Annotated in this window: 17 protein-coding genes, 1 tRNA gene and 1 riboswitch; of the genes, 5 read left to right on the forward strand and 13 right to left on the reverse strand. The window is 64.5% G+C overall.

Annotated elements, in window-relative coordinates:
* Positions 1-67: 67 nt before the first annotated feature.
* Positions 68-2,998 carry a TonB-dependent receptor plug domain-containing protein gene (locus tag FCS99_RS11040; RefSeq protein WP_233352764.1) on the reverse strand — a complete coding sequence of 977 codons (2,931 nt, stop codon included), beginning with the start codon at positions 2,996-2,998 and terminating at the stop codon, positions 68-70.
* Positions 2,999-3,327: 329 nt separating this feature from the next.
* Here FCS99_RS11040 and FCS99_RS11045 point away from each other — a divergent pair.
* A tRNA-Val gene (locus tag FCS99_RS11045) sits at positions 3,328-3,402 on the forward strand.
* 118 nt (positions 3,403-3,520) lie between these two features.
* The gene (locus tag FCS99_RS11050; protein WP_138512479.1) at positions 3,521-4,609 is read left to right on the forward strand and encodes an Mrp/NBP35 family ATP-binding protein; all 1,089 of its coding nucleotides are present in this window, start codon (positions 3,521-3,523) and stop codon (positions 4,607-4,609) included.
* Here the strand turns inward: FCS99_RS11050 and FCS99_RS11055 are convergent.
* The 5 genes from FCS99_RS11055 to FCS99_RS11075 all read right to left on the reverse strand — a co-directional run bounded on the left by FCS99_RS11055 (position 4,606) and on the right by FCS99_RS11075 (position 10,295).
* Positions 4,606-5,370, reverse strand: a complete 765-nt coding sequence (locus FCS99_RS11055) for an ABC transporter ATP-binding protein (protein WP_138512481.1) — start codon at positions 5,368-5,370, stop codon at positions 4,606-4,608. The two genes, FCS99_RS11050 and FCS99_RS11055, sit on opposite strands and share 4 nt — an antisense overlap.
* Positions 5,367-6,356 (reverse strand): FecCD family ABC transporter permease, encoded by a 990-nt coding sequence (locus FCS99_RS11060; RefSeq protein ID WP_138512483.1) that lies wholly within the window; start codon positions 6,354-6,356, stop codon positions 5,367-5,369. Before FCS99_RS11060 ends, FCS99_RS11055 begins: the two co-directional genes overlap by 4 nt.
* On the reverse strand, positions 6,353-7,225 hold the full coding sequence (locus tag FCS99_RS11065; RefSeq protein ID WP_171036343.1) for an ABC transporter substrate-binding protein: 873 nt from the start codon (positions 7,223-7,225) through the stop codon (positions 6,353-6,355). Before FCS99_RS11065 ends, FCS99_RS11060 begins: the two co-directional genes overlap by 4 nt.
* Positions 7,161-9,059: a TonB-dependent receptor plug domain-containing protein gene (locus tag FCS99_RS11070; protein WP_138512487.1), complete on the reverse strand. Its 1,899-nt coding sequence runs from the start codon at positions 9,057-9,059 to the stop codon at positions 7,161-7,163. The genes FCS99_RS11065 and FCS99_RS11070 overlap by 65 nt, the downstream gene beginning before the upstream one ends.
* A gap of 107 nt (positions 9,060-9,166) precedes the next feature.
* Positions 9,167-9,364, reverse strand: a riboswitch (cobalamin riboswitch).
* 40 nt (positions 9,365-9,404) lie between these two features.
* The gene (locus FCS99_RS11075) at positions 9,405-10,295 is read right to left on the reverse strand and encodes a WecB/TagA/CpsF family glycosyltransferase (protein ID WP_233352766.1); all 891 of its coding nucleotides are present in this window, start codon (positions 10,293-10,295) and stop codon (positions 9,405-9,407) included.
* Positions 10,296-10,441: 146 nt separating this feature from the next.
* On the opposite strand from FCS99_RS11075, the gene FCS99_RS11080 reads away from it, so the two are divergent.
* Positions 10,442-10,699 (forward strand): hypothetical protein, encoded by a 258-nt coding sequence (locus FCS99_RS11080; protein WP_138512491.1) that lies wholly within the window; start codon positions 10,442-10,444, stop codon positions 10,697-10,699.
* Between the two features lie 16 nt (positions 10,700-10,715).
* On the opposite strand, the gene mnmD is transcribed toward FCS99_RS11080, so the two are convergent.
* The 3 genes from mnmD to motA form a co-directional block, all read right to left on the reverse strand.
* Positions 10,716-12,449, reverse strand: a complete 1,734-nt coding sequence (mnmD, locus tag FCS99_RS11085; protein WP_138512493.1) for a tRNA (5-methylaminomethyl-2-thiouridine)(34)-methyltransferase MnmD — start codon at positions 12,447-12,449, stop codon at positions 10,716-10,718.
* Between the two features lie 18 nt (positions 12,450-12,467).
* Positions 12,468-13,019: an RBBP9/YdeN family alpha/beta hydrolase gene (locus FCS99_RS11090; protein WP_138512495.1), complete on the reverse strand. Its 552-nt coding sequence runs from the start codon at positions 13,017-13,019 to the stop codon at positions 12,468-12,470.
* A 103-nt stretch (positions 13,020-13,122) separates the two neighbouring features.
* Positions 13,123-13,995, reverse strand: a complete 873-nt coding sequence (motA, locus tag FCS99_RS11095) for a flagellar motor stator protein MotA (RefSeq protein ID WP_138512497.1) — start codon at positions 13,993-13,995, stop codon at positions 13,123-13,125.
* Positions 13,996-14,298: 303 nt separating this feature from the next.
* On the opposite strand from motA, the gene FCS99_RS11100 reads away from it, so the two are divergent.
* Positions 14,299-15,468 (forward strand): MFS transporter, encoded by a 1,170-nt coding sequence (locus tag FCS99_RS11100; protein WP_233352767.1) that lies wholly within the window; start codon positions 14,299-14,301, stop codon positions 15,466-15,468.
* 3 nt (positions 15,469-15,471) lie between these two features.
* Here the strand turns inward: FCS99_RS11100 and FCS99_RS11105 are convergent, their stop codons facing one another.
* From FCS99_RS11105 to FCS99_RS11120, 4 genes are all read right to left on the reverse strand, one after another.
* Complete coding sequence (locus FCS99_RS11105; protein ID WP_138512501.1) at positions 15,472-16,680, reverse strand: lytic murein transglycosylase; 1,209 nt, start codon at positions 16,678-16,680, stop codon at positions 15,472-15,474.
* On the reverse strand, positions 16,677-17,444 hold the full coding sequence (locus FCS99_RS11110; protein ID WP_233352769.1) for a DUF1194 domain-containing protein: 768 nt from the start codon (positions 17,442-17,444) through the stop codon (positions 16,677-16,679). The genes FCS99_RS11105 and FCS99_RS11110 overlap by 4 nt, the downstream gene beginning before the upstream one ends.
* Positions 17,445-17,470: 26 nt before the next feature.
* On the reverse strand, positions 17,471-18,247 hold the full coding sequence (locus tag FCS99_RS11115; RefSeq protein ID WP_233352774.1) for a DUF1194 domain-containing protein: 777 nt from the start codon (positions 18,245-18,247) through the stop codon (positions 17,471-17,473).
* Positions 18,248-18,340: 93 nt separating this feature from the next.
* Positions 18,341-19,510 (reverse strand): iron-containing alcohol dehydrogenase, encoded by a 1,170-nt coding sequence (locus tag FCS99_RS11120; protein ID WP_138512506.1) that lies wholly within the window; start codon positions 19,508-19,510, stop codon positions 18,341-18,343.
* Between the two features lie 195 nt (positions 19,511-19,705).
* Here FCS99_RS11120 and FCS99_RS11125 point away from each other — a divergent pair, with 195 nt between their 5' ends.
* On the forward strand, positions 19,706-20,758 hold the full coding sequence (locus FCS99_RS11125) for an SDH family Clp fold serine proteinase (protein WP_171036345.1): 1,053 nt from the start codon (positions 19,706-19,708) through the stop codon (positions 20,756-20,758).
* Positions 20,759-20,981: the final 223 nt, after the last annotated feature.

Consider the following 20,981-nt stretch of genomic DNA (forward strand, 5'->3'; position numbering starts at 1 on the left):
GGGAGGCGGGAAGAAAAAGGGGCGATGGTTTCCCACCGCCCCGTTTCCTGGGTTCTAAACCAAAGGATTAGAACGTTTTCGTGACACGGACGAAGCCGGTGCGGCCGCGCAGGTCATACTGCGTGGCGCTGAGGGCAACGTTACCGCGGCGCGTGGCGCCCACACCCGTGGACAGCGTCGGCGGCTCTTCACCGAAGACATTCGACACACCGGCCAGAATTTGCAGGGTGTCACCCGTCCAGCGGACGGAGGCATCGTGGTAGAAGAGGCCTTCGATATCGCTGTCATAGTAGGCGTCAGCATAGCCAAAGTAGGACTGCGAGCTCAGGTCCGTGGAGTACAGGGACTGATTGCTCGTACCTTCGACGTAGTTGACGAACCAGTTATACGTCCAGTCGCCACGCGTGAACGCGATACGACCGTTCGCAACAAACTCCGGGTCACCGATGGTGCCGTTGAAGTCGTTCGTGGCGAAGTTGGTCGGCAGGGACGGATCAAACAGGTTGACTTCGTCAGTATTGGTCCAAGTTGCCTGGCCATCGAGGGTCAGGTCACCAAAGTCGAACTCGTGCTGGTAACGCACGGTCAGGTCGACACCATCGGTGATCTGGCTGTTGATGTTCAGGTAAGAGTCCCGAACTTCCGTGATAGCGAACGCGCTGACCGGGTTGGTGTTACCATTACGGTCGAACAGGTTACAGAAGTTGTTCGGGTACGTGTCGCCAGCATAGCAGCTGAACACGATGGAAGCGGCACCAAGCTGAGAAATTTGGTCGAAGACTTCGATTTCGAAGAAGTCGACAGCCACGCTCAGAGCAGCAAATTCCGGCGTCCACACCACACCAAAAGTGCGGGCGTCAGACGTTTCCGGCTCCAGCACGCCAGCACCACCACCGCTCAACACGGTCGCGGAGGACGCACCACCAGTGAAGTCGCCCGGGATGCCTTCAGCCGCACAGTTGGTGCGGATGTTGGCATTGGTCGAGTTCTGCCAGTCGATACACGGGTCGATCGCCAGTTGGTCGGCGAACGCCGACTGGTTGCCCAGGAAGAGTTCGTACAGGCCCGGAGCACGGTAGGACGTACCTTGCGTCGCACGAATGCGGACGGTCGGCGTGACCTGCCAGTTCAGGCCGGCTTTCCAGACTTCGTTCGAGCCAGCGGACTCGTAGTCGAACGTACGACCGGACAGAGACAGCGTGACGGATTCGGCCAGCGGAGCCCCTGCCAGAAGCGGGATTTCCAGTTCGCCATAGAATTCGTGCACGGAGTCTTCGCCAGCGGTGACCTGGGCGCTCGTGGAACCCCAAAGCTCACCATCGCGGGACAGTTGGTCCGGCGTGTCGTTGATCGAGAACTCACGATATTCGTAACCGAAAGCGGCACCGATCGGGCCGGCCGGAAGATCGAAAAGTTCACCCGTCGTGACAGCGTTCACAACCGTCTGTTCGTAGACCGTCGTTCCGAGGATATCCGCGGAGATCGAGTCGTAAATGGACTGGTCGTAATTGCCGCTCAGGAAGGTCGGGTCGTACGGATCATAGATCGGCGCATCGTCATCGAAGCGGGAGTCACCGGAGCGGGACGCCACGATCGCGTTGCCACCATACTCGGCGTCGGAACGCGAGTACTGGACAGATGCGGACCAGGACCAGTCAGACATCGGGCCAAACCACGGGCTGAAGCCGCCGTCCAGCTGGGTGTTGATCGCGGTGTAGTCCACGTGGGCGAAGGAGTTCGACGGCCACAGGACGACCGGCTGAACCAGGCCCAGCGGGTGGTCATAGGTCGGGTCATTGGCGTAACCATAGATCGCGCCAAACGGAGCCGCCTGAGCACCACCGACGAGCGGGAAGAACTGACGCCAGCCGTCGGACGTGGTCTCGCGGCGGGTGAACAGGAATTCCGAACCCCAGTCGACGCCGCCCAGGATATCCAGGGCGAAGTTGGACGTGGCGTAGAAGCTCATGCGCTCCTGACGGTTGATGGCATCCGTGGTCAGAACGCGCGGGTCAGCCAGCACGTCTTCGTAGAAAGCCGTCGCACCCGGTGCGTCGTCATAGCGGCCATTGGCGCGCGGACGATAGCCCGGGAAGTAGGACACGCCCGTACCCGTCGGGTCCGGAATGTAACGACCCGTACCATACAGGTTGTCGATCAGCGTGTTGGCGTAGATGTGGTTACAGCCAGAGAATTCCGTACCGGCCGTGATCGAGCGGTCTTCGCGGTCGAGGCGATTGCCGTTCGGCGCATCATAGACCAGGTCCTGCTGACAGCTCAGATAGTCACGATCGCCCAGCGAAAGGTCTTCGCGGAGCTGGTACTGAGCGGCCAACACGATGTTGCCACGGTCGAAGTTCAGGCCATAGGCACCGGAGATGTCGTAGGTTTCACCACCGCTCTCGAACGGCTGGTTGATCGCCACGGTCAGTTCCGGACGCTCGACTTCCGTGCGGGTGATCACGTTGATCACGCCGGCGACGGCGTCAGAACCGTAGATCGAGGACGCGCCGTCCTTCAGGATCTCGAAGCGCTGGACGACGGAGGACGGGATGACGTTCAGGTCGAACGCACCGACCTGACCGCGCACACCGGCCGGACCCGGACGGTGGCCGTTGAGCAGGACCAGCGAGCGCTGGGCGCCCAGGCCGCGCAGGGAGATCGAGTTCACACCCGTACCACCTTCAACGACGAAACCACCGAACTGGTTGTTCAGCTGGAAAGAACCCGAAGCGACACTGGCGGTCTGCAGCATTTCAGCCGCGTCAACCAGGCCTTCCAGGGTCGCGACCTCAGCGGTCACCACCTGGATCGGCGCAACGGACGTGAATTCGCTGCGACGCAGCAGGGAGCCCGTAACGACGATAACTTCTTCGTCGCTGGACTCATCCTCTTCCTCGTCTTGCGCATAGGCCGGCGAGATCGCCAGGCCGGCCGCGGCAAAACCAGCAAGGATAGTCGAGCGCAGCAGGCGCTCGCGTTCCCAGAAATTGCTCACGATTGTACCCCTTAGTGAGTGTTCAGATGCCCGCCTGATCCGTTCTGCCGAATCTAATACCGGACACGCCCGGTTTCCCGGAGCTGTGGCGAATATGTCGAAACTCCGCGCCCCATGGAAGGAGACGACGCTGAGCTTCTGTGATTCCGCCGGGCCATGTTGCAAAAAGGTCATAGTGCCTTCATGCAACGGACATGCTGAACCGCGAGAGCGGCAAAAGCACACGCACAACACGAATGGCACAGCTGCAATTCACCCCGAAACTGACAGACTCTCGACTTGAACTCCGCGTCAGCGGGCGCTAAGAACCGCGCTCCCAAGTGACGGATGGGCGATTAGCTCAGCGGGAGAGCACTTCGTTGACATCGAAGGGGTCACTGGTTCAATCCCAGTATCGCCCACCATCCACTTCTTCCTGAGATCGCAGACAGTCCGCCGCGCGGCGCAGGGCTTTTCGTGCTGCCCGACAGGTCATAAGTCTGCAGGTGGAATACTCAAACGCGATGCGGAGACAACACCCCTATGGAAGATGCCCTGCGCAAGGCTCTGAGCGGCGTGATCGAACGCCAGTCCGGCCGCAATCTGTTGGATGCGGGTCGCGTTGAATCCGCCGGTCTGATGAAGGATACCGCCACGATCGTGCTGGCGCCGCCGGTCGCCGGGGATCCCGATCTGGACCGTCTGAAGCCCGAGATCGAGGCTGCGGTCGGCAAGATCGAAGGCATCTCCCGGGTCCGCGTCGTCATGACCGCGCACCGCGAATCCAGCGCACCGGCCCGCAAGCCCGCCCCCCAGCAACAGCCAAAAGCCACACCGCCCGCCAAGCCGGCCAAGCGCATCATTGCCGTGGCTTCGGGCAAGGGCGGCGTCGGCAAGTCGACCGTCTCCGCCAATCTGGCCGTCGCCCTGGCCCGGCAGGGTCTCAAGGTGGGCCTGCTGGATGCCGACATTTACGGCCCGTCCGCACCGCGCCTGTTCGGCCTGACCGATGTGCCCGGTCTGCGCAAATCCGAGGCCGGTGTCGAGCCGGTCGAGGCGCATGGTGTGAAGATCATCTCCATGGGCTTTGTCGTGAAGCCGGGCGCCGCCGTGGTCTGGCGCGGCCCGATGGTCCAGGGCGCGATCCGGCAATTCATGACGGACACGAATTGGGGCGCGGCCGATGTGCTGATCCTCGACATGCCGCCCGGTACCGGCGATGCGCAGCTGGCCATTGCCCAGGACCTTCCGGTCGACGGGGCGGTCATCGTCTCCACGCCGCAGGACCTGGCACTGGATGATGCCCGCAAGGCGATGAGCCTGTTTGAACAGACCCATGTCCCGGTGCTGGGCATGGTCGAAAACATGAGTGTCTTCCTGTGCCCGCATTGCGGCGAGGCCAGCCATATCTTCGGCGAAGGCGGCGTGAAGGCCGAGGCCGATGCGCTGGGCCTGGCCTATCTGGGCGATATTCCGCTGCATCCGGACCTGCGGGTGCGGTCGGACGCGGGTGAGCCCATCGCGCTGGAAGACGGCCCGATCGGCAAGGCCTTTGGCCGGGTCGCCCAGGCGGCCCTGGAAGCCGCTGAAACCGCCAGCAAGCCGGCCCCGGACATCCGTTTCGTCGACTAGCCGTCCGCAGCACTGAGCGGGGTCGGCCGGATACCGCCCGGTGCCCGGATACCGAACACATCGCGCACCACGTCCTCCGACAAGGCCGTGCCGGGCGGACCGTCCGCGCGGACCTGTCCCGATTGCATCACGATGACCCGGTCGGCAAAGCGCGCCGCCAGGTCCAGCGCGTGCACGGCCACCAGGACATGACGTCCGGCCTGTGCCGCGCCGGACAGGATGCCCATCACACCGAGCTGGTGCCTGATATCGAGGGCTGCTGTCGGCTCGTCCAGGATCAGAACCTCGCCCTGCCCGGCCAAGGCCCGGGCGATCAGGACGCGGGCCTGTTCGCCGGAAGACAGGTTATCGAAGCGCCGCTCGGCCAGCGCCAGTGTATCGGTCTGGCGCATGGCGTCATTGATCGCCGCCCGATCATCATCCGACAATTGCCGCAGCGGCTTGCGCCAGGGTGCCCGCCCCAGCGCGACCACCGCACCGGCGCTCATCGGCCAGGCCGAGCGTCCGTCCGGTGGCAGATAGCCGATCCGGCGGGCCCGGTCGCGCGGCGACAGATCCGACAGGGCCTGACCGTTGAGGGAGACGGAGCCGGTATCGGGTTGCAGCAGGCCGGCGGCCAGTCGCAGACAGGTCGACTTGCCCGCCCCGTTGGGCCCGACAATCGCCGTCAGCCCGGGGTCGGAGAAGGACAGGTCCAAGCCATCGAGCAGGCGGCGCTCGCCATAGCCGAAGGAGAGGCCGGAGAGGATCAGACCGGTCATGGTGAAATCCTTTGTGACGCGCGGACCAGCCAGAGGAAGAAGGGCGCCCCGATCAGGGCGGTCAGCACGCCGAGATAAAGCGGCACGCCGGGTCCTGACATGAGCCGCACCGCCATGTCGGCAAGAACAACCAGCAAGGCGCCACCAAGCATGGAGGGCAGAACCAGCGCGCCCGGTTGATGTCCGGTCAGGGGGCGCAGTATGTGCGGCACGACGAGACCGACGAATCCGATGGCTCCGGCGACAGCGACACCGCCGCCGACGGCCAGCGCCGTCCCCGCCACCACGGCCAGGCGCAGTCGCCGCAGGTCGACCCCCAGGCTCCTCGCCGCATCTTCTCCCAGGCTGAGCGCGTCCAGGGAGGACACGGTCGACAGAAGAACCAGCAGACCGGCCAGGATAAGCGGGGCCGCAAACAGGACCTCGTTCCAGCTGGCATCCTTGAGCGAGCCCATCAGCCAGTAGGCAATCTCGGACAGCGCCCAGGGATTGGGGGCGAGATTCATCATCAGGGCGGTCAGCGCGCCGGCCAGGGCATTCACCGCCACGCCCGACAGGATCAGCGTTGTGGCGGATGCGCCCGATCCCGCGATCAGGAAGAGCAGGATCACGCCGACCGCTGCGCCGGTCACACCCGCCAGCGGCAAGGCCAGGGCAAACAGGCCGGACACACCGAAATACAAAGCCAGAACCGCACCGAAGCCGGCACTGGCGGACACGCCGATCACGCCGGGATCGGCCAAGGGATTGCGCAGGAAGCCCTGCAACACGGCCCCGGCCCCGCCCAACCCGGCGCCGAGTACCAGGCCGAGTACCAGTCGCGGCAGACGAATTTCCGACAGGATCAGAACGTCCAGCGAGGCGCTTCCGGACACGAGTCCGGCAAAGCTTCCCAGCGTGATTGGCGCCTGGCCGCAAAACAGGGAGAGCAGGGCCGCGACCAGGAGCAAGGCCCCCAGCGCAAGAGACAGACGGACCGGCATCATCGGGCAACCTCTTCTGCGTCCAGGGCCTGCGCGATGCGTTCCGCGGCCTCGATCAGGCGCGGTCCGGCGCAAGGCCAGTCCCCGGCCGGAATTTCCACGCGCGGCCTGCCGGCCAGGACATGCCGGTAGGCGGCGTGCTGGCGCGCATGATTGTCGGTGGAGGCATAACCGTCGGAGAAAAAGCTGGTCAGGATGAGGTCCACGTCGAGGTCCAGGAGAAGCTCGGGATCGGAGCGCGTCCAGCCGGCATGCCCGGCCTCGGCCATGACATTGATGCCGCCGGCCGCGCGGATGGCGGCATCGATATAGGTGCCCGCCCCGGCCGACCCGCCCGAGACATTGAGATAGAGGACGCGCGGACGGGCATCACGCGCCTCGCTGCGGGCCGTCAGACGGTCGAGCCGGATGTCCAGATCGGCGATCAAGATTTCAGCGGCATCGGACCGGTCCATCACCTGGCCCAAGGCCCGCAGATTTTGGCGCACGCCGTCGAAATCATCGGTCCAGGCCAGCTCATGCACCGGCATGCCGGCGCGCTCGACCAGGCGGGCCGTGCGTCCGCCGCCGCCCGGGTCGAACACGGCCAGGCGTGGTTCCAGCATCAAAAGTCGCTCGGCATCGGGCCAGGCTGTGGGCAGGTCACGCGCCCAATCCGGCGCGGCAGAGACGGGGTGGTCCACCTGCCAGGACAGGGCCCGGATCTGGCCCGGACCGGCCAGGGCGAGAACATAGGCGTCCGCGCACAGGGCCGTAGAGACAAGACCGCCCTGCGGCGGTCTTGTCTGGGTCCCGGCGAAAGCCGGACTAGCGATTGCGCAGACGCAGGCCGATAAACAGGCCACGGCCCGGCGTGTGATAGCCGACCACATCCTGATACTCCTCATCCAGCAGGTTCTCGCCGCGGACATAGACATCCATTTGCGGCGAAACGGCATAGCGCAGCTGGCCTCCGACCAGCGTGTAAGCCTCCAGCGTGACCGGCAGATAGGTGCCGAAATCCGTATCGGTCTGATCGCCGGTATGGTCGATCGAGACCGCCCCGGACCAGGGCCCTTCCGATGGGTGCCAGTCGAGGGTCAGCGAGGCGAGCTGTTCCGGGCGCCGCAATTCGGCCGACCCCGCCTCCTCGCTCTCCAGCCAGGTCACGGAGCCGAAGGCTGACCAGTCAGCCGCGATCTCCCAATTGGCGGACAGCTCGACGCCGTTACGGTCCGACCGGCCGACGGCGTTGAGGGCCGTGGACGGGAAGACGCTGAAATCGGTGTAGATCTCGTCTTCCAGCTCGGAGCTGAAATAGACCAGCGATGTCGCCAAGCGTCCGTCCAGGAAGGATTGGTCCCAGCCGATTTCCCAGCCGCGCGACCGCTCGGGCTGAAGGGCGGGATTGCCCTGGAAGGAGCCCGGGAAATAGCCGAACAACTCATAGATGCCGGGATTCTTGACCCCCTCACCCCAATTGGCGCGAAGGCGCGCGTCCAGGGGTTCAAAGGTCCAGCCGGCCCCGACCCGCCAAGTCGTCGCGTCCTCGAACAGATCGTGCTGGTCCTGGCGCAGCGACGCGGTGACATCGAGGGCTCCGGCATCCAGACCATAGTCCAGCGCAAAGGCGCGGGTCTCGATCTGGCGTGATTGATTCGACCCGGCACCCGGTCCGGCAAAAGCCTTGAGGCGGTCCTGCTCCTGTTCCACCAGTCCGGTGAGGCGATGCGACAGCCTCCCGGTTTCCCAGCGACCGGTCAGTTGATAGTGCGCCTGCAGGCGCTGGCCGAGGGACTCGCCGCCGAACACGCCATCGGCAAAGGTCTCGACCGCATCATCGGTGAGCTGCAGGGCCAGTTCATGATCGAGAGCGACCTCGCCTTGCGTGTGGGCTGCGGTCAAGGCAGCCCGGGCGAACACGGTCCGGCCTTCACTGACCCGGTCGACATCATTAAGCCGGCCGTCAAAATCCGTGTCGCTGTCATACTGGCTGTCATAATCCAGCCAGCGCACCGAGCCTTCCAGATTGATGATGTCCGTCAGGGCCCGGGCGCCCGCCAGATTGAAGGACGTATTCTCATAGCCGTCGGTTTCACCGTCCAGACCGGAGACGTCGATCCCGTCGCTGGAATAGCGGCTGCCGGACAGGGAGAACCAGCCAGCATCCGATGTCGAGGCGATACGGGCCGAGGCCTGATAGGATCCGAAATCACCGGCCTCCAGACGCCCCGATGCCTCGAGCCCCGTGTCCGGGCGGGCTGTCGTCAGGCGTATGACACCGCCAATGGCGTCGGCACCCCACAGGGCGGACTGCTCGCCCCGGGCCACTTCCACCGAGCCCAGGTCATCAAAGACAAAATGGGCGAAATCGGCTTCGCCGGTGAACGGGTTGTTGGCCTCCACACCGTCGATAAGGACCAGGACATGATTGGCTTCCGAGCCGCGGGCGCGGATCTGGGTCAGCGAGCCGGGCGCGCCGGACCGCGAAACGGCCAGGCCCGGCACGGCACGCAGCGTATCGGCCAGAAAGGGCATGCCGCGGGCTTCCAACTCTTCGGCGCCCAGACGGGAGACACTGGTCGTGGCGTCGGACTGCAGCACATCGACCCGGGCTGCAGTGACGAGCACCACATCATCGGACACCGGGTCCTCGGCCTGTGCGAAAGCCGGGAACAGCAAAGCGGGCAGCGCCACTGCGGACGACAGCCAAAGGGACTTACTCATGTATCACGCCTCCAAAGCGTTAGCGGCCGGCCTTTCGGGCCGGACGGTTGCAAGGAGTCGTCAAAAACGGGGATACCGCGCCGATCTCGTGTGAACCCGCACGAACGGACAGACGACAGCGGTGGCAGGTCTTCCGGCTTGCGGGTCCAGGCGGTCGATGCCCCTTCCCGGAGCTGTTGCTCCAGTGGGTCACTTGCATCGCCACTCACCGCTTACGGCTGCGGGCACAGCGCCGGACTAGGAGACCATCTCCGCACCGGCTTCCCGATTAATCCCGTGAGGGAACCATCGCGCGGCGGACGCTAGGGCGTACCGCCTGAAAACGCAATCCGCCGATCACTGCGATCAGTCGCGCGCAGCCAGTTGTTGCTCGAGGTTACGAATCCGCTGGTAGAGCGCCCGTTCCTTGACCTTCTCAGGCCGTGACAGGGCGTGCTCCAGCTTGCGCAGCTCTTTCTGCATGCGACGCCAGGAGAACCAGAGCTGGATCACCTTGGGACCATCCACCAGATAGCGGCGCCACATCCGGCCGGGTTCCTGAAGCAGGCGATGCAGCCATTCCAGGCGGGCCTGCTGCATCCAGACCGGTGCCCGGCGGGTCTTGCCGCCCAGAAAGTCCAGGGAGGCGCCGACGCACAGGCCGACACCCGTACAGCCGCCATGGTCCAGACAGGCTTCGGCCACCAATTCCTGTTGCGGAGACCCGACACAGAAGAAGGTGAAGCGTGACGGATTGTCGGCGACGAATTGCGCGCATTCGGCAATCGCCTCCGGATTATCCCGCAGCCCCATGGGCGGCTGATGCCAGCGCACATCCTTGAGACCATAACGACGGGTCACCGCTTCGATGACGCTTTCCGAGCCGCCGATGATGGTCAGCGGTTCAGCAGGATCGATGACCTGATCGAACAAGTGCGCCGTCAGGTCGGAGCCCGGCGACACATCAATGCTCTCTCCGGATATCCGGCCAATCATTTCCAGGACACGGCTGTCGCACACGGTCAGCCAAGCCTGGGCATAAAGACGGGCCAGGACCGTGTCGCGTTCCAGGCGGACCAGATGATCCACATTGGGCGTCACGACAAAGGCGAACGGTTTTTCCGGTGCGCGCTCGGTAATCCGGCGCATCGCGACATCCAGCCCGATCTTGTCAAAGGCCGAGTTAAGAAACCAGACATGACGCGAGCCGGAGCGGCGGTCGACGAAGGTCTCGTTGGAGGCGGTGTGCGCGTTCACTGACATGTCCCGATCTGTGCCATTACGGCGTTCTTGACCGAAACGCTGCAATCCGCGCGCCGAATTCGGATTTTTTCGATCGCCCTGCATCCAATCGGCGGAGGAGCGGCATCCAGAGGTCAAAAGCCAGTTCCTCGGTGACTTCAATGGTTCTCAAATCCCTCGCCCTCGCCGGCCTCGCCACATCGCTGATCAGCCTGCCGGTCACGCTGCCGGTCGTGGCGGGAACACCCGTGACACTGGCGGTCGGAGCCCTGGAAATCAGCTATGATCGCCGGGCCGGACTGGATGTGGATTTCAAGGCCAATTGCCTGCTGGACACCTGCCCGCTCGCCGAAGTCCGGTTTGAACGCCCCAAGCCGGCCAGCGAGGCCGAAGAACCGGTCCGCTTGATCAGAGCCTGACCGCACCGGGTCCGGATCAGCCCTCGCGACGCCGGCGTCGCATTTCGAAACGCCCTGGTTCCAGAACCTCAAGCCCCGCTTTCTCCAGCGCCGCGGCCTGGCCGCAAATCAGGCTGGCCAGCTGTTCCGCCAGAAGCGGGGCATGGGCAAAGCCGCGCGACCCCAGTCCCGACAGGATGAAGGTCCGGGCGTCCAGCGCCCCGGCGACGGGAAGGCGATCCGGTGTGGACGCGCGCACGCCCGACCAGGTTTCCACGACATCCCCCAGTTCCAGTTCCGGACAGTGGACGCCGCACGCCTCACGGAAGCTCTCAATGGCGGGCCCTGACGGGCCGGCATCCTCGCCGCGCACATGGGTCGCGCCGACCAGCACGCCCTGGGGCGCGGCACAGACATAATGCCCCCAGGTGACGGGCCGGGCCGGAGCTTGCCCCTTGAACACCGCAACTTGCCCCGCACTCGGCGAGATATCCGGGAGAACCATCCCGGCGCCCGCACCGGACGCATGGATCACAAGATCGGCCTCCAGTACGCTCCGGCCTTCCCCGTCACGCAGCGACACCCCGTCCGCCCCGGTCTCGACCTGTTTGATATCGGCCTTGATCAGCGGCGCATTCCCGGCCAGTTGGGTCACCAAGTGTGCGGGTTTGAAGCGACCTGAGTTTGTCAGGTCCAGCGCCCTGTCCCGCCAGACAACACTGTCATCCATCAGATCGGCAATGCCGGCAAAACGGGCCGCTTCCGCCTCATCCTTGGGCTGACGGATGACGCCACAGGCCTCATACCCGTCCAGGCCCGCATAGAGCCGCCGGGCGAAATCGAAGGCCGCGAGTGTGGCCCGCACATGGGGCCGGTCGGCGCGTTCCAGTCGCGGCGTCAGCAGGCCGGCGGGCGCCCCCGACGCCCCGCCCGCCAGACCGGCCTTGTCAATCAGAACGGGTTCACAGCCCCGCATCGAAAACGCATGCGCCAGCGCCGCCCCGGCAATGCCGGCTCCGATGATCGCGATCCGGCCGGGAGCGGGCTTCTCCGGCGACGCCTCGCCCGGAAAGATCGCCTCGAGCCGCTCCCGCTTGCGCCCGAAGCCGGGCTGTTTGGACACCGAGAATCCGGCCTCGGCCAGGCCACGCCGCACGAAGCCTGCCACGGTGAAGGTGCCGACCCGGGCCCCCGGGTTAGACAGACGCCCGATCGCATCCAGAACCGGCTGGGACCACATCGCTTCATTGCGGGCCGGCGCAAACCCGTCGAGGAACCAGGCATCCATGCGTGCCTCGATCTGCGCGAGCGCCGCCTCGGCTTCGTCGTGGAAGAGCGTGATCGCAAACCCGTCTTCAGGAAAGACAAGTCGGTGGGCGCCCTTGAGACGGGGCGGCCACTGGGCCAAAAGGCGCTCGCTCAGTTCTGACAGAGACGGCCACTGCGCAAAGGCCCGGCGGGCCTCCCCGGGCGACAGCGGATGTTTTTCGATAGAGACGAAATCGAGCCAGGCACCCGCCGGTCGCGTCTCCCGCCAGAGCTGCCACAGCGCCAGGGCATTGAGCCCGGTGCCAAAGCCCAGCTCGCCGACCGTGAAATGCCGCCGCCCCTGCCAGGCCTCGGGCAGATGACAGGCTTTCAGGAAGACCGCGCGGGTCTCCTCCAGCCCGTCCTCGGCAGAGAAATAGACGTCGTCATAGTCCGCCGCGCGGGGCCCGGACGCCGCGCTCCAGTCCAGCTTGGCCGGTTCGCAGACCAGGCTGCCGGTCATTGCAAACGCCTTGGCATGTCAGAGGCTCTGGGTGAATTTGGCGAAGGCCATCAGGCCCTCCGGCCAGGGTCCGTGGCCGCTTTCCGGCTCGAAATGGCCCGCCTCCCCGGCATTGCCGAAGCGGACATCCCAATCCCGCGCCCAGCTTTCCGCCTTGGTGATATGGCAGGTCGGGTCATTGCTGGAGGCCAGCATCAAACCGGCAAAGCCGAGCGGCTGGCGCGGCGCCGGATCGAAGCCATGCTCACCATACTTGTCCTTGAGCTCCGGCCGTTCCCAATCGGACGCCCCGACCAGGAAAGCCCCGGCGATCTTGCCCGTCATCTGCGGCGCGGCATGGGCGACGGTGAGAACCCCCAGCGAGTGGGCGACGAGAATGACCGGCTTGTCTGCTTCATCGACGGCTTCGACCAGGCGGGCGACCCAGGCATCACGCCGCGGCATGTCCCAGTCATCCTGTTCCAGCCGGCGCGCCGTCGACATCTTGTCAGCCCAGCGCGATTGCCAGTGGAAGGGCGAGGCATTGTGCAGCCCCGGCACGATGAGAATGTCGGCGTCCTTGATTTTCATGGCGCCCTTCTAGCGCCGAATGGCCGCCAATCCATCCCCCCAAACACAAAAGGCGCGGGTCCGGAAAGGACACCGCGCCTTGTCTGTGGGTCTGTGGCTCGCCTTAGCCGACTTCGGACGGGATCTGGTCGAGCGCCTGCTCCAGTTCGGCAAAGCTGGGCTGCATCTTGGTCGGCACGCCACCCCGGCCGATCTCGACGGAGATCTGGGCGGCATTGCCGTGCAGGTGCGCCACGAGAACGTCCTGGATGATCTTGTAGAATTGGTGTTCCTCGTCATAGACGGCCTGCAGATAGGCCGCGAACGGGCCAACAAAGCCATAGGCCAGGAACACGCCGAGGAAGGTCCCGACCAGGGCCGAGCCGATATAGCCGCCGAGAATGGCCGGCGGGCTCTCGATTGCACCCATCGTCTTGATCACGCCCAGCACGGCGGCCACGATACCCAGGGCCGGCAGGCCATCGGCCATGGTCTGCATGGCATGGGCCGGATCGGCGACTTCGTGATGGTGCTTTTCCAGCTGGTTTTCCATCGCGTCTTCCACCTGGTGCGGGTCCTCCAGGTTCATCGTCATCATGCGCAGCGTGTCGCAGATGAAATCGACGGCGAAGTGATCCTTCATGATGCGGGGATAACGCGTGAAAATCGCGCTGTCCTTGGGGTTCTCGATATGGGTTTCGAGCGCAATAACCCCTTTTGTCTTCATTGTTTTTGTTAGCAAAAACAAGAGTGACAACAGATCGGAATAATCCGAGGCCTTCCATTTGGGCCCGGTGAAGATCTTGGCCAGATCGCCCAGCGTCTTCATGACGGTCTTCGGCTTGTTGCCGATCAGGAAAGCCCCGACCGCCGCGCCGCCGATCATCATCATTTCAAAGGGAAGCGCCTTGAGAATAACGTCGAAATGGCCGCCCGCCAGCATGAAGCCGCCGAACACCATCGCAAACACAACCACGATGCCAATGATCTGAAACATATGTCCCGTCCACCACTCTGCCGGGCGGTTTCTCCACCCGTTAGAGCGGCACTATGACGGTTTAAGCTTAATGTTGGGTTGAACAGGCGTTATCCGGGCGTTTACGGATGCAGCCGGTCCCGCGACCCTCGATCCGGACATGACCGACCTTCGAAAATGACATTGGACGGCACTGAGTCCCGGGGTTAAATCAAGCAGATGTTTCCAACCCCGCCCCGTCTTGACACCCGCCCCAACCCTGAGCGCAGAACGGCTTTCCGGCTGCTCTTCCTGTGCCTTGTCGCCACAGGCATCGGCAACAACATGCTGTTCGCCATCCTGCCGCCACTGGCGCGCGGTCTGGCCGTACCGGAATACTGGGTCGGCGCGATCTACACGCTGTCGGCCGTCCTCTTCATGACGATGACCCCGATCTGGGGGGCCCTGTCAGACCGGCGTGGTCGCAAACCTTTCATCGTGTTCGGCCTGTGCGCCTTTGCCTGCTCCACCCTGATTTTCGCCGCCGCGGCACAGGCGGGCGAAGCGGGCTGGGTACCGCCTCTGGCCGCCATCTTCGCCATGGCACTGGCGCGGACCCTGTTCGGCTCTCTTGGCTCGGCCACCAATCCAGCCGCGCAGGCCTATATTGCCGACCGGACCAGTCCGGCGGAACGCACCGAAGCCCTTGCCGGCCTGTCGGCGGCCTTCGGTCTGGGAGCCGTGATTGGTCCGACCCTGGCCGCCACCCTGGTCGATCTGGTCGGCGTGCCGCTCTTCATGGTGATCATTTCCGCCACCGTGCTGGCGGGGGCCGTTGCCGTGGGCTGGAAACTGCCGGAGCAATCCCCGCCGAAACAGCAGAACCGGCCGATCAATCCCTTCACCCAATTCGCCTTCGGCGCCGATCCGCGGATCTTTCCCTTCGTCCTGTTCGGTTGTGTCAGCTGGGTGGTGCAGTCGCTGAGCCTGTCCACCCTCGCCTTCTACATCATGGACAGTCTGGGACTGGACGAGCGCATGGGTCTGCAAATGTCGGCGATCGCCCTGGCGGCGGGCGCCGGGGCGCTGATCGTTGCCCAGATCATCTTCATCCCGGCCATGAAGGCCAGCCCGCGCGTCCTGATGGCGCTGGGTGCGGGCATCACCGTGGCCGGTTTCGCCATCATGATCGCCGCACCGAACTATGCCGGCATCGTGACCGCCTATCTCCTGATCAGTTTTGCCTTCGGCCTGGCCCGTTCCGGTTTTACCGGCGGCGCCTCCATCGCGGTGGAGCCGGAGGAACAGGGCCGTGTCGCCGGCCTGACCACCGCCACGGCGGGGCTGGGCTTCATCATCGGACCGGTCGGCGGGCTGTTCATGTACAACCAGCTGGGCCATGTCGTGCCCTATTATGTGGCCGTTGTCCTCAGCCTGATCGCCCTCGCCCTGGCCTGGTACCATCCCGGCATCAAGCGCGTGCAGAACATCGTCGAGATGGAACCGGATACGTGAGGCCTAACCGCCCGCCGCTTCGATCACCGCCGCATAGGCCTGGCGGCCGACATAGCCATCTGCCAGGAGACCGCGGGAGCGCTGGAAGGCGCGCAGGGCGGCGCGGGTATTGGGGCCGGCAATGCCGTCCGGCGTGCCCGAATTGAAGCCGAGACTGTTGAGCGCTGTCTGGAGTTCGCGGGTCTGGGTCCGGTTGATCGGCGGATTGTCCTCCGGCCAGGGGCCTTCAAAGGCCGCGCCACCGGCGATCCGGTCAGCCAGATGGGCCACGCCGATCGCGTAGGATGTGGAGTTATTGTAGCGCTTGATCACCCGGAAATTGTCGAAGGTGAGGAAGCCGGGACCGGAACCGCCGGCGGGCAGTTCCAGCCGGGCCGAGCGCATCAGATGATCCGCCGACCATTCGCCGCGCGCCGGGGTCAGGCCCAGCTGCGCCCACTGGGAAACAGGGCGTGAGTCCTGCGGCTGCCAGGCGGCGAAGTCGAAGCCTTCAGGCAGATCGACTTCCAGAATGGCGGGAGCCCCCAGATCCCAGCCGGCCCGGCTGAGCAAGTTGGCGGCCGAGGCCAGGGCATCGCCTTCATGGGTCCAGATATTGCGGCGGCCATCGCCATCCCAGTCCTGGGCCCGTTCCAGATAGGTGGAGGGGATGAATTGCATCTGCCCCATTGCGCCCGCCCAGGAGCCGGTCAGCTGGTCGCGGGTGGCATAGCCCTCATCAATCATCTCGCCCACGGCAATCAGCTCACCTTCCGCCCAGGCGCGGCGGCGGCCTTCCCAGGCCAGTGTGGCGAGGGCCTGGACGATGTCATTATTGCCCGGAATGGCGCCATAGGAGCTTTCCAACCCCCAGATCGCGACCAGGATTTCCGGCCGCACCTCGAATTGCGCGGCGACCGCATCCACGGTTTCGCGATTGCGGGCATAGGCATCGCGGCCATTGCGGATGCGCAGATCGGAGGCGGCGATCTCCAGATATGACCAGATCGGGCGGACGAATTCCGGCTGGGAGCGATCGGATTCGATGATCCGCATCTCCGGCTCCAGATCATCCAGCATGGACGCAACGGTCTCATCCGATGTGCCCGCCGCACTCAAACGATCCCGAAAGCCCGCCTTCCAGTCAGCGAAGCTTTCTCCCTCGGGCTGGGCCAGGGCGCTGGTCGACATCAGGGCCAGGCCAAACCCGGCGGCCAGAATTTTGCGGATCATCCATTCCTCGTCATCACGGCTTCAGGGTCGAGCCCCGCAATCTCGATGATAAGCTTGCGGCGCAGCGCGTCCACGAAATCCTCATGCTCATTTGTGGGCGAAATGAAGGCACCGGGCCCGGTAATCACTTCATTTTCAAAATAGGCACTGACATTGATCGTCACGGACGGGCGGAAAGGGTGCTGGCGGCTATTGTCGATCGGCAGGCCGTTGACCGTGATCAGGGCATTGTCGGCCCGGTCACGGGCGGCGGACAGGCTCGGCCCGGCATTCTGGGGACCATCCCCCGACAAATCGATCACCCTGCGGCGGCCCTCATAGGCATTGCCCTCGATGAGGGAGACCGAACTGTCGATCGCCGCGCCGATGGCAGTGCGGCGCCCGGAAATGAAGGGCGAGGTCGCCAGGGTTGCCGCGAAGGCCTGGGCATCGGCCTCCGTGCCGATCACGGTCCAGGGCGCCACGACCCGCTGGAAATCGGCGTCCGCCCATTCCAGATACATGACGGCAATCCGGCCATAACCGCCGCTCTGGATGGCGGAAATCACCTCCGGATCGGCCAGGGCGGCGACATGGCCCTCACGCTGGCCGCGGGCTTCGGTTTCGTCGATGGAGGAGGACACATCAACCGCCAGGACGAGTTCCAGATCGACCTTCTCGCGGCCATCCTCGGTGTATTCGACCGGAGCGGGGTACCAGTCCGGTTCCTGGGCCCGGTCACCCGCTGACAATCCGCTGGTCGCACCGGCGCTGAGGGCCAGCACAAGCGCGCATGTCGCCGCCCCTCGCCTCATGGTGCCCGGCCCAGCTCCGGTCCGTTGAAGGGGGCCAGGCGCAATTCATCCCGGTCCGGCAGGGCACCGGCAATCTCGATGACAAGCTTGCGCAGGATGGCCTCGCGGAATTCGGCTTCGGTGCGGGCAGGCAGGACGAAGGAACCGGGGCCGGTGATCACATTTTCCTGGAAGTAATCATCCAGGTGCAGCTCGACCGGGCGGACCCAGCGTCCCTCATCCGAGGAAATCACCGGCAAACCGTTCACGACCACCCCGGCCGCATCGGCCTGGGCCCGGGCATCGGCCAGCGGCAGACCCTGGTTTTGCGGTCCGTCCCCGGAAATGTCGATGATCCGGCGCGGGGCAGAATGCGGATTGTTTTCAATGCGCTGGACACTGTCGGAAATAGCCGCACCAATGGCTGTATAATGGCCGCGCTCCAGTGGGGCGGCGGCCACCTGGGCGGCGAAATTGAGGGCGTCTTCTTCCGATCCGATGACGGTCCAGTCAGCGGCCGCGCGCTGGAAACCGCTATCGGCCCATTCCACATAGGTCACGGCAATCCGGCCCAACGGACCGCCCTGGATCGAGCGGATCACATCCTCCGAGGCCAGCGCGGCGACATAGCCTTCGCGCTGGCGGCGGGCCTCTTCCTCATCGACGGAATAGGAAATGTCCACGGCCAGGACGAGTTCGACATCCACGTCGTACTCATAGGAATCCAGCGCATGATCATAGGTTTGCTGCTGTGCCTGAGCACAGCCCGCAAAAAGGGCCGCCGCAGCGGCCACAGACAACAACCCCAAACCTTTCATGCCCGCACAGTATGAAGTGCCGCGCGTGCGAACAAGTTTCCATGCTGTAAGGCAAAACAACGTTTCGGATCAGGCCCAGACGCGATCATACAGCTCGACAATCTCGTCAGCCGTGGGAATGCGCGGATTATTGCCCGGAGATCCCGACGCCAGGGCCTGTTCGGCCATCAGGGGCCGCAATTGGCGCCAGCGGGCTTCCTCAATGCCGAAACCGGACGGGGTGGGCACACCCAGATCGGCGTTCAACATCTTCAATTCTTCCAGCAGGATGTCATTGGCCACGGCATCGGACGTCCCGTCCGCCGCCCAGCCCATGGCACGGGCGCATTGCGCATAGCGGGTTTGCGCAGATGGCAGGGACCAGGCGGTAATCTCCGGCAGGAGCATGGCGTTGGAAAGCCCGTGCGGGACATGGAAGAAAGCGCCGATCGGCCGGCTCATCCCGTGCACCAGCGCCACGGAGGCATTGGAGAAGGCGATGCCGGCCAGGGTGGAGCCGAGCAGCATGGCTTCGCGAGCGTCGGCGTTTTGCGGGTCCTCGAAAACCCGGCGGATATTCGGGCCCATCAGACGCAGGGCGGCCAGCGCCTGCTGGTCGGAAAACGGGTTTGCCTTGCGGGAGACATAGGCCTCCATGGCGTGCGTAATGGCATCAATACCGGTATCTGCCGTCACCCGTTTGGGTAGGGAATAGGTCAGTTCCGGGTCCAGAACGGCCCCAAAAGGCATATAACCCAGACCCATGCACAGCATTTTCTCGTCACTCTCCGGGTCGGTGATGACGGCGACCTTGGTCGCTTCCGATCCGGTGCCCGCTGTGGTCGGCACGGCGATGACAGGCAGACCCAGCTCGTCGACAATCCGCGGCACCTTGTAGTCGCGCATCCGGCCGCCATGAACGGCGAGAATGGACAAGGCCTTCGCGCTGTCGATGGCGCTTCCGCCGCCGACCGCGATCAGCCCGTCAAATTCTGCCCCCTCGACCCCGGATTTCAGACAATCCAGCCCGGCGATGATCGAGGTTTCGGTCGGTTCCGGCTCGGTCCCGTCGAACACGGCAGCAGCGACACCGGCCTCCGACAGCGCGGACAAGGCGCGTTCGACATAGCCGAGCTGGATCATGGTCGCGTCGGTAATGATGAGCGCCCGGCTGATCCCAGCCTGCCCGGCCACCGAACCAAGGCGGGACAGGCTGCCCGGACCGGATTCCAAGATGCGCGGAAGAACTAGTGTGGACATGGATCACTCCCCAGACTGCGCCGGAGGAATTCCCCTCCTGATTGAAGGCGAGGATAGGCCGCTCACCTCATGAGGCAATTGCCTTGCAGGATTCGCCCTTTCTGCGAGCCTTGTATAGAGTTAACGCATTGGTGGATGCCAGCGCGACGGACCGGGACAGGACCGCGCGCCGGCCGGTGTTTCGAGGGGACAGACATGTTGAGCGTTTTGACCGGCCTGGGGGTCGCAGGCTGGAGCGGTATTGCCGCGATTATCGGGCTTCTGGGTGGCCTGGCCATCTGGCAGCAATCGCGGTCCTCTGACGGCGAGGATGAGATGCCGATCCCGGTTCCCCTGCCCAAGCCGGCCCCAGCCGTCCGCAAACCCGCCGCCGCGCAAACGGGTGTCGCCATGGCCGGCGGGCCGGGCACGGACGGTCAGGCGACGATGCTCAATGATGGCAGTGGCGGTCCGATCGACCATTCCCACCTCTCCCCATGGGAAGCGCACAAGCTGGCGGTGGAACGCCGGTCCGAGGCTTTCGCCAAACAGCGCGGCAGTGTCGTCCTCAAGGTCGTCCACCATGAGTTCGATGAATATGTGGATGGCGACACCGCCATCGAGACCATCGACATCATCCGGACCGCCCCGGAAGACGCGAAGATCGACGTCATTCTGCACACGCCGGGCGGTATTGCGTCGGCCACGCAGCAGATCCTGCACGCGCTGAAAAACCACAAGGGCCCCAAGACCGCCTTCGTGCCCTATCGCGCCAAGTCCGCCGGCACGATGATCGCCCTGGCCTGCGACGAGATCGTGATGGGCTCCAGCGCCGTGCTCGGCCCGATCGATCCGCAATATGCCTGGATGCCGGCCCCGATCCTGGCCGAGCTGACCCAGCAGAAATCCGCCGACCGTATTTCCGACGAGATGATGATCCTGTCGAAAATGGCGCAACAGGCCGTCAGCGAGGCGCGCCGCTTCTCCTGCGACTATATCAATGACGCCCACAAGACGGACGGGACCTGCGACCTCACCAATGACCTGATCAATGGCGGCCGCAATCACGATTATCCGATCCTGCCGGAAGAGGCGAAGAAGTTCGGCTGCAAGATCCGCACGGACATGCCCGACCTCGTCTTCGGCATCTGCCAGCCCCCGCCCAAGGACGATCCGGTCCTCGTTGTGTCGATGTTCAATTCACAACAGAAAGAGGGCGAGGCCCCGGCGCCGGCACCTGCACCGACGAAACCGCCTGTGTTCCGGTAGGGGTTCTGGTTGGCCGCTGACGCGGCCGCCCCTCACCCGGCGCTGCGCGCCACCCTCTCCCGCGAGGGGAGAGGGAGTTTGCCAACGAGCTTAACGTCCTCCTTCTCCCCTCGCGGGAGAAGCAACTATGTCGTTTGCATTTCTGATTGCCATGGTGTTTGGCGTTTCAGGACGAGGTTTGCAGCCTCGATGAGCTTTCGCATGACGGCGACGTTGACGAGTT

Origin of the sequence: Maricaulis alexandrii, assembly GCF_005871165.1 — a bacterium.
In the GTDB taxonomy this organism is placed as follows: Bacteria; Pseudomonadota; Alphaproteobacteria; order Caulobacterales; family Maricaulaceae; genus Maricaulis; species Maricaulis alexandrii.

What these genes read in the sequence shown, in the direction of transcription:
- FCS99_RS11090 (WP_138512495.1), bottom strand. Translation starts at nt 13,019, where the DNA reads ATGAAAATCAAGGACGCCGACATTCTCATCGTGCCGGGGCTGCACAAT.
- FCS99_RS11120 (WP_138512506.1), bottom strand. Translation starts at nt 19,510, where the DNA reads ATGTCCACACTAGTTCTTCCGCGCATCTTGGAATCCGGTCCGGGCAGC.
- FCS99_RS11050 (WP_138512479.1), top strand. Translation starts at nt 3,521, where the DNA reads ATGGAAGATGCCCTGCGCAAGGCTCTGAGCGGCGTGATCGAACGCCAG.
- FCS99_RS11065 (WP_171036343.1), bottom strand. Translation starts at nt 7,225, where the DNA reads ATGTGGTCGGCTATCACACGCCGGGCCGTGGCCTGTTTATCGGCCTGC.
- motA (WP_138512497.1), bottom strand. Translation starts at nt 13,995, where the DNA reads ATGTTTCAGATCATTGGCATCGTGGTTGTGTTTGCGATGGTGTTCGGC.
- FCS99_RS11060 (WP_138512483.1), bottom strand. Translation starts at nt 6,356, where the DNA reads ATGATGCCGGTCCGTCTGTCTCTTGCGCTGGGGGCCTTGCTCCTGGTC.
- mnmD (WP_138512493.1), bottom strand. Translation starts at nt 12,449, where the DNA reads ATGACCGGCAGCCTGGTCTGCGAACCGGCCAAGCTGGACTGGAGCGCG.
- FCS99_RS11055 (WP_138512481.1), bottom strand. Translation starts at nt 5,370, where the DNA reads ATGACCGGTCTGATCCTCTCCGGCCTCTCCTTCGGCTATGGCGAGCGC.
- FCS99_RS11125 (WP_171036345.1), top strand. Translation starts at nt 19,706, where the DNA reads ATGTTGAGCGTTTTGACCGGCCTGGGGGTCGCAGGCTGGAGCGGTATT.
- FCS99_RS11080 (WP_138512491.1), top strand. Translation starts at nt 10,442, where the DNA reads ATGGTTCTCAAATCCCTCGCCCTCGCCGGCCTCGCCACATCGCTGATC.
- FCS99_RS11105 (WP_138512501.1), bottom strand. Translation starts at nt 16,680, where the DNA reads ATGATCCGCAAAATTCTGGCCGCCGGGTTTGGCCTGGCCCTGATGTCG.
- FCS99_RS11100 (WP_233352767.1), top strand. Translation starts at nt 14,299, where the DNA reads ATGCTGTTCGCCATCCTGCCGCCACTGGCGCGCGGTCTGGCCGTACCG.
- FCS99_RS11070 (WP_138512487.1), bottom strand. Translation starts at nt 9,059, where the DNA reads ATGAGTAAGTCCCTTTGGCTGTCGTCCGCAGTGGCGCTGCCCGCTTTG.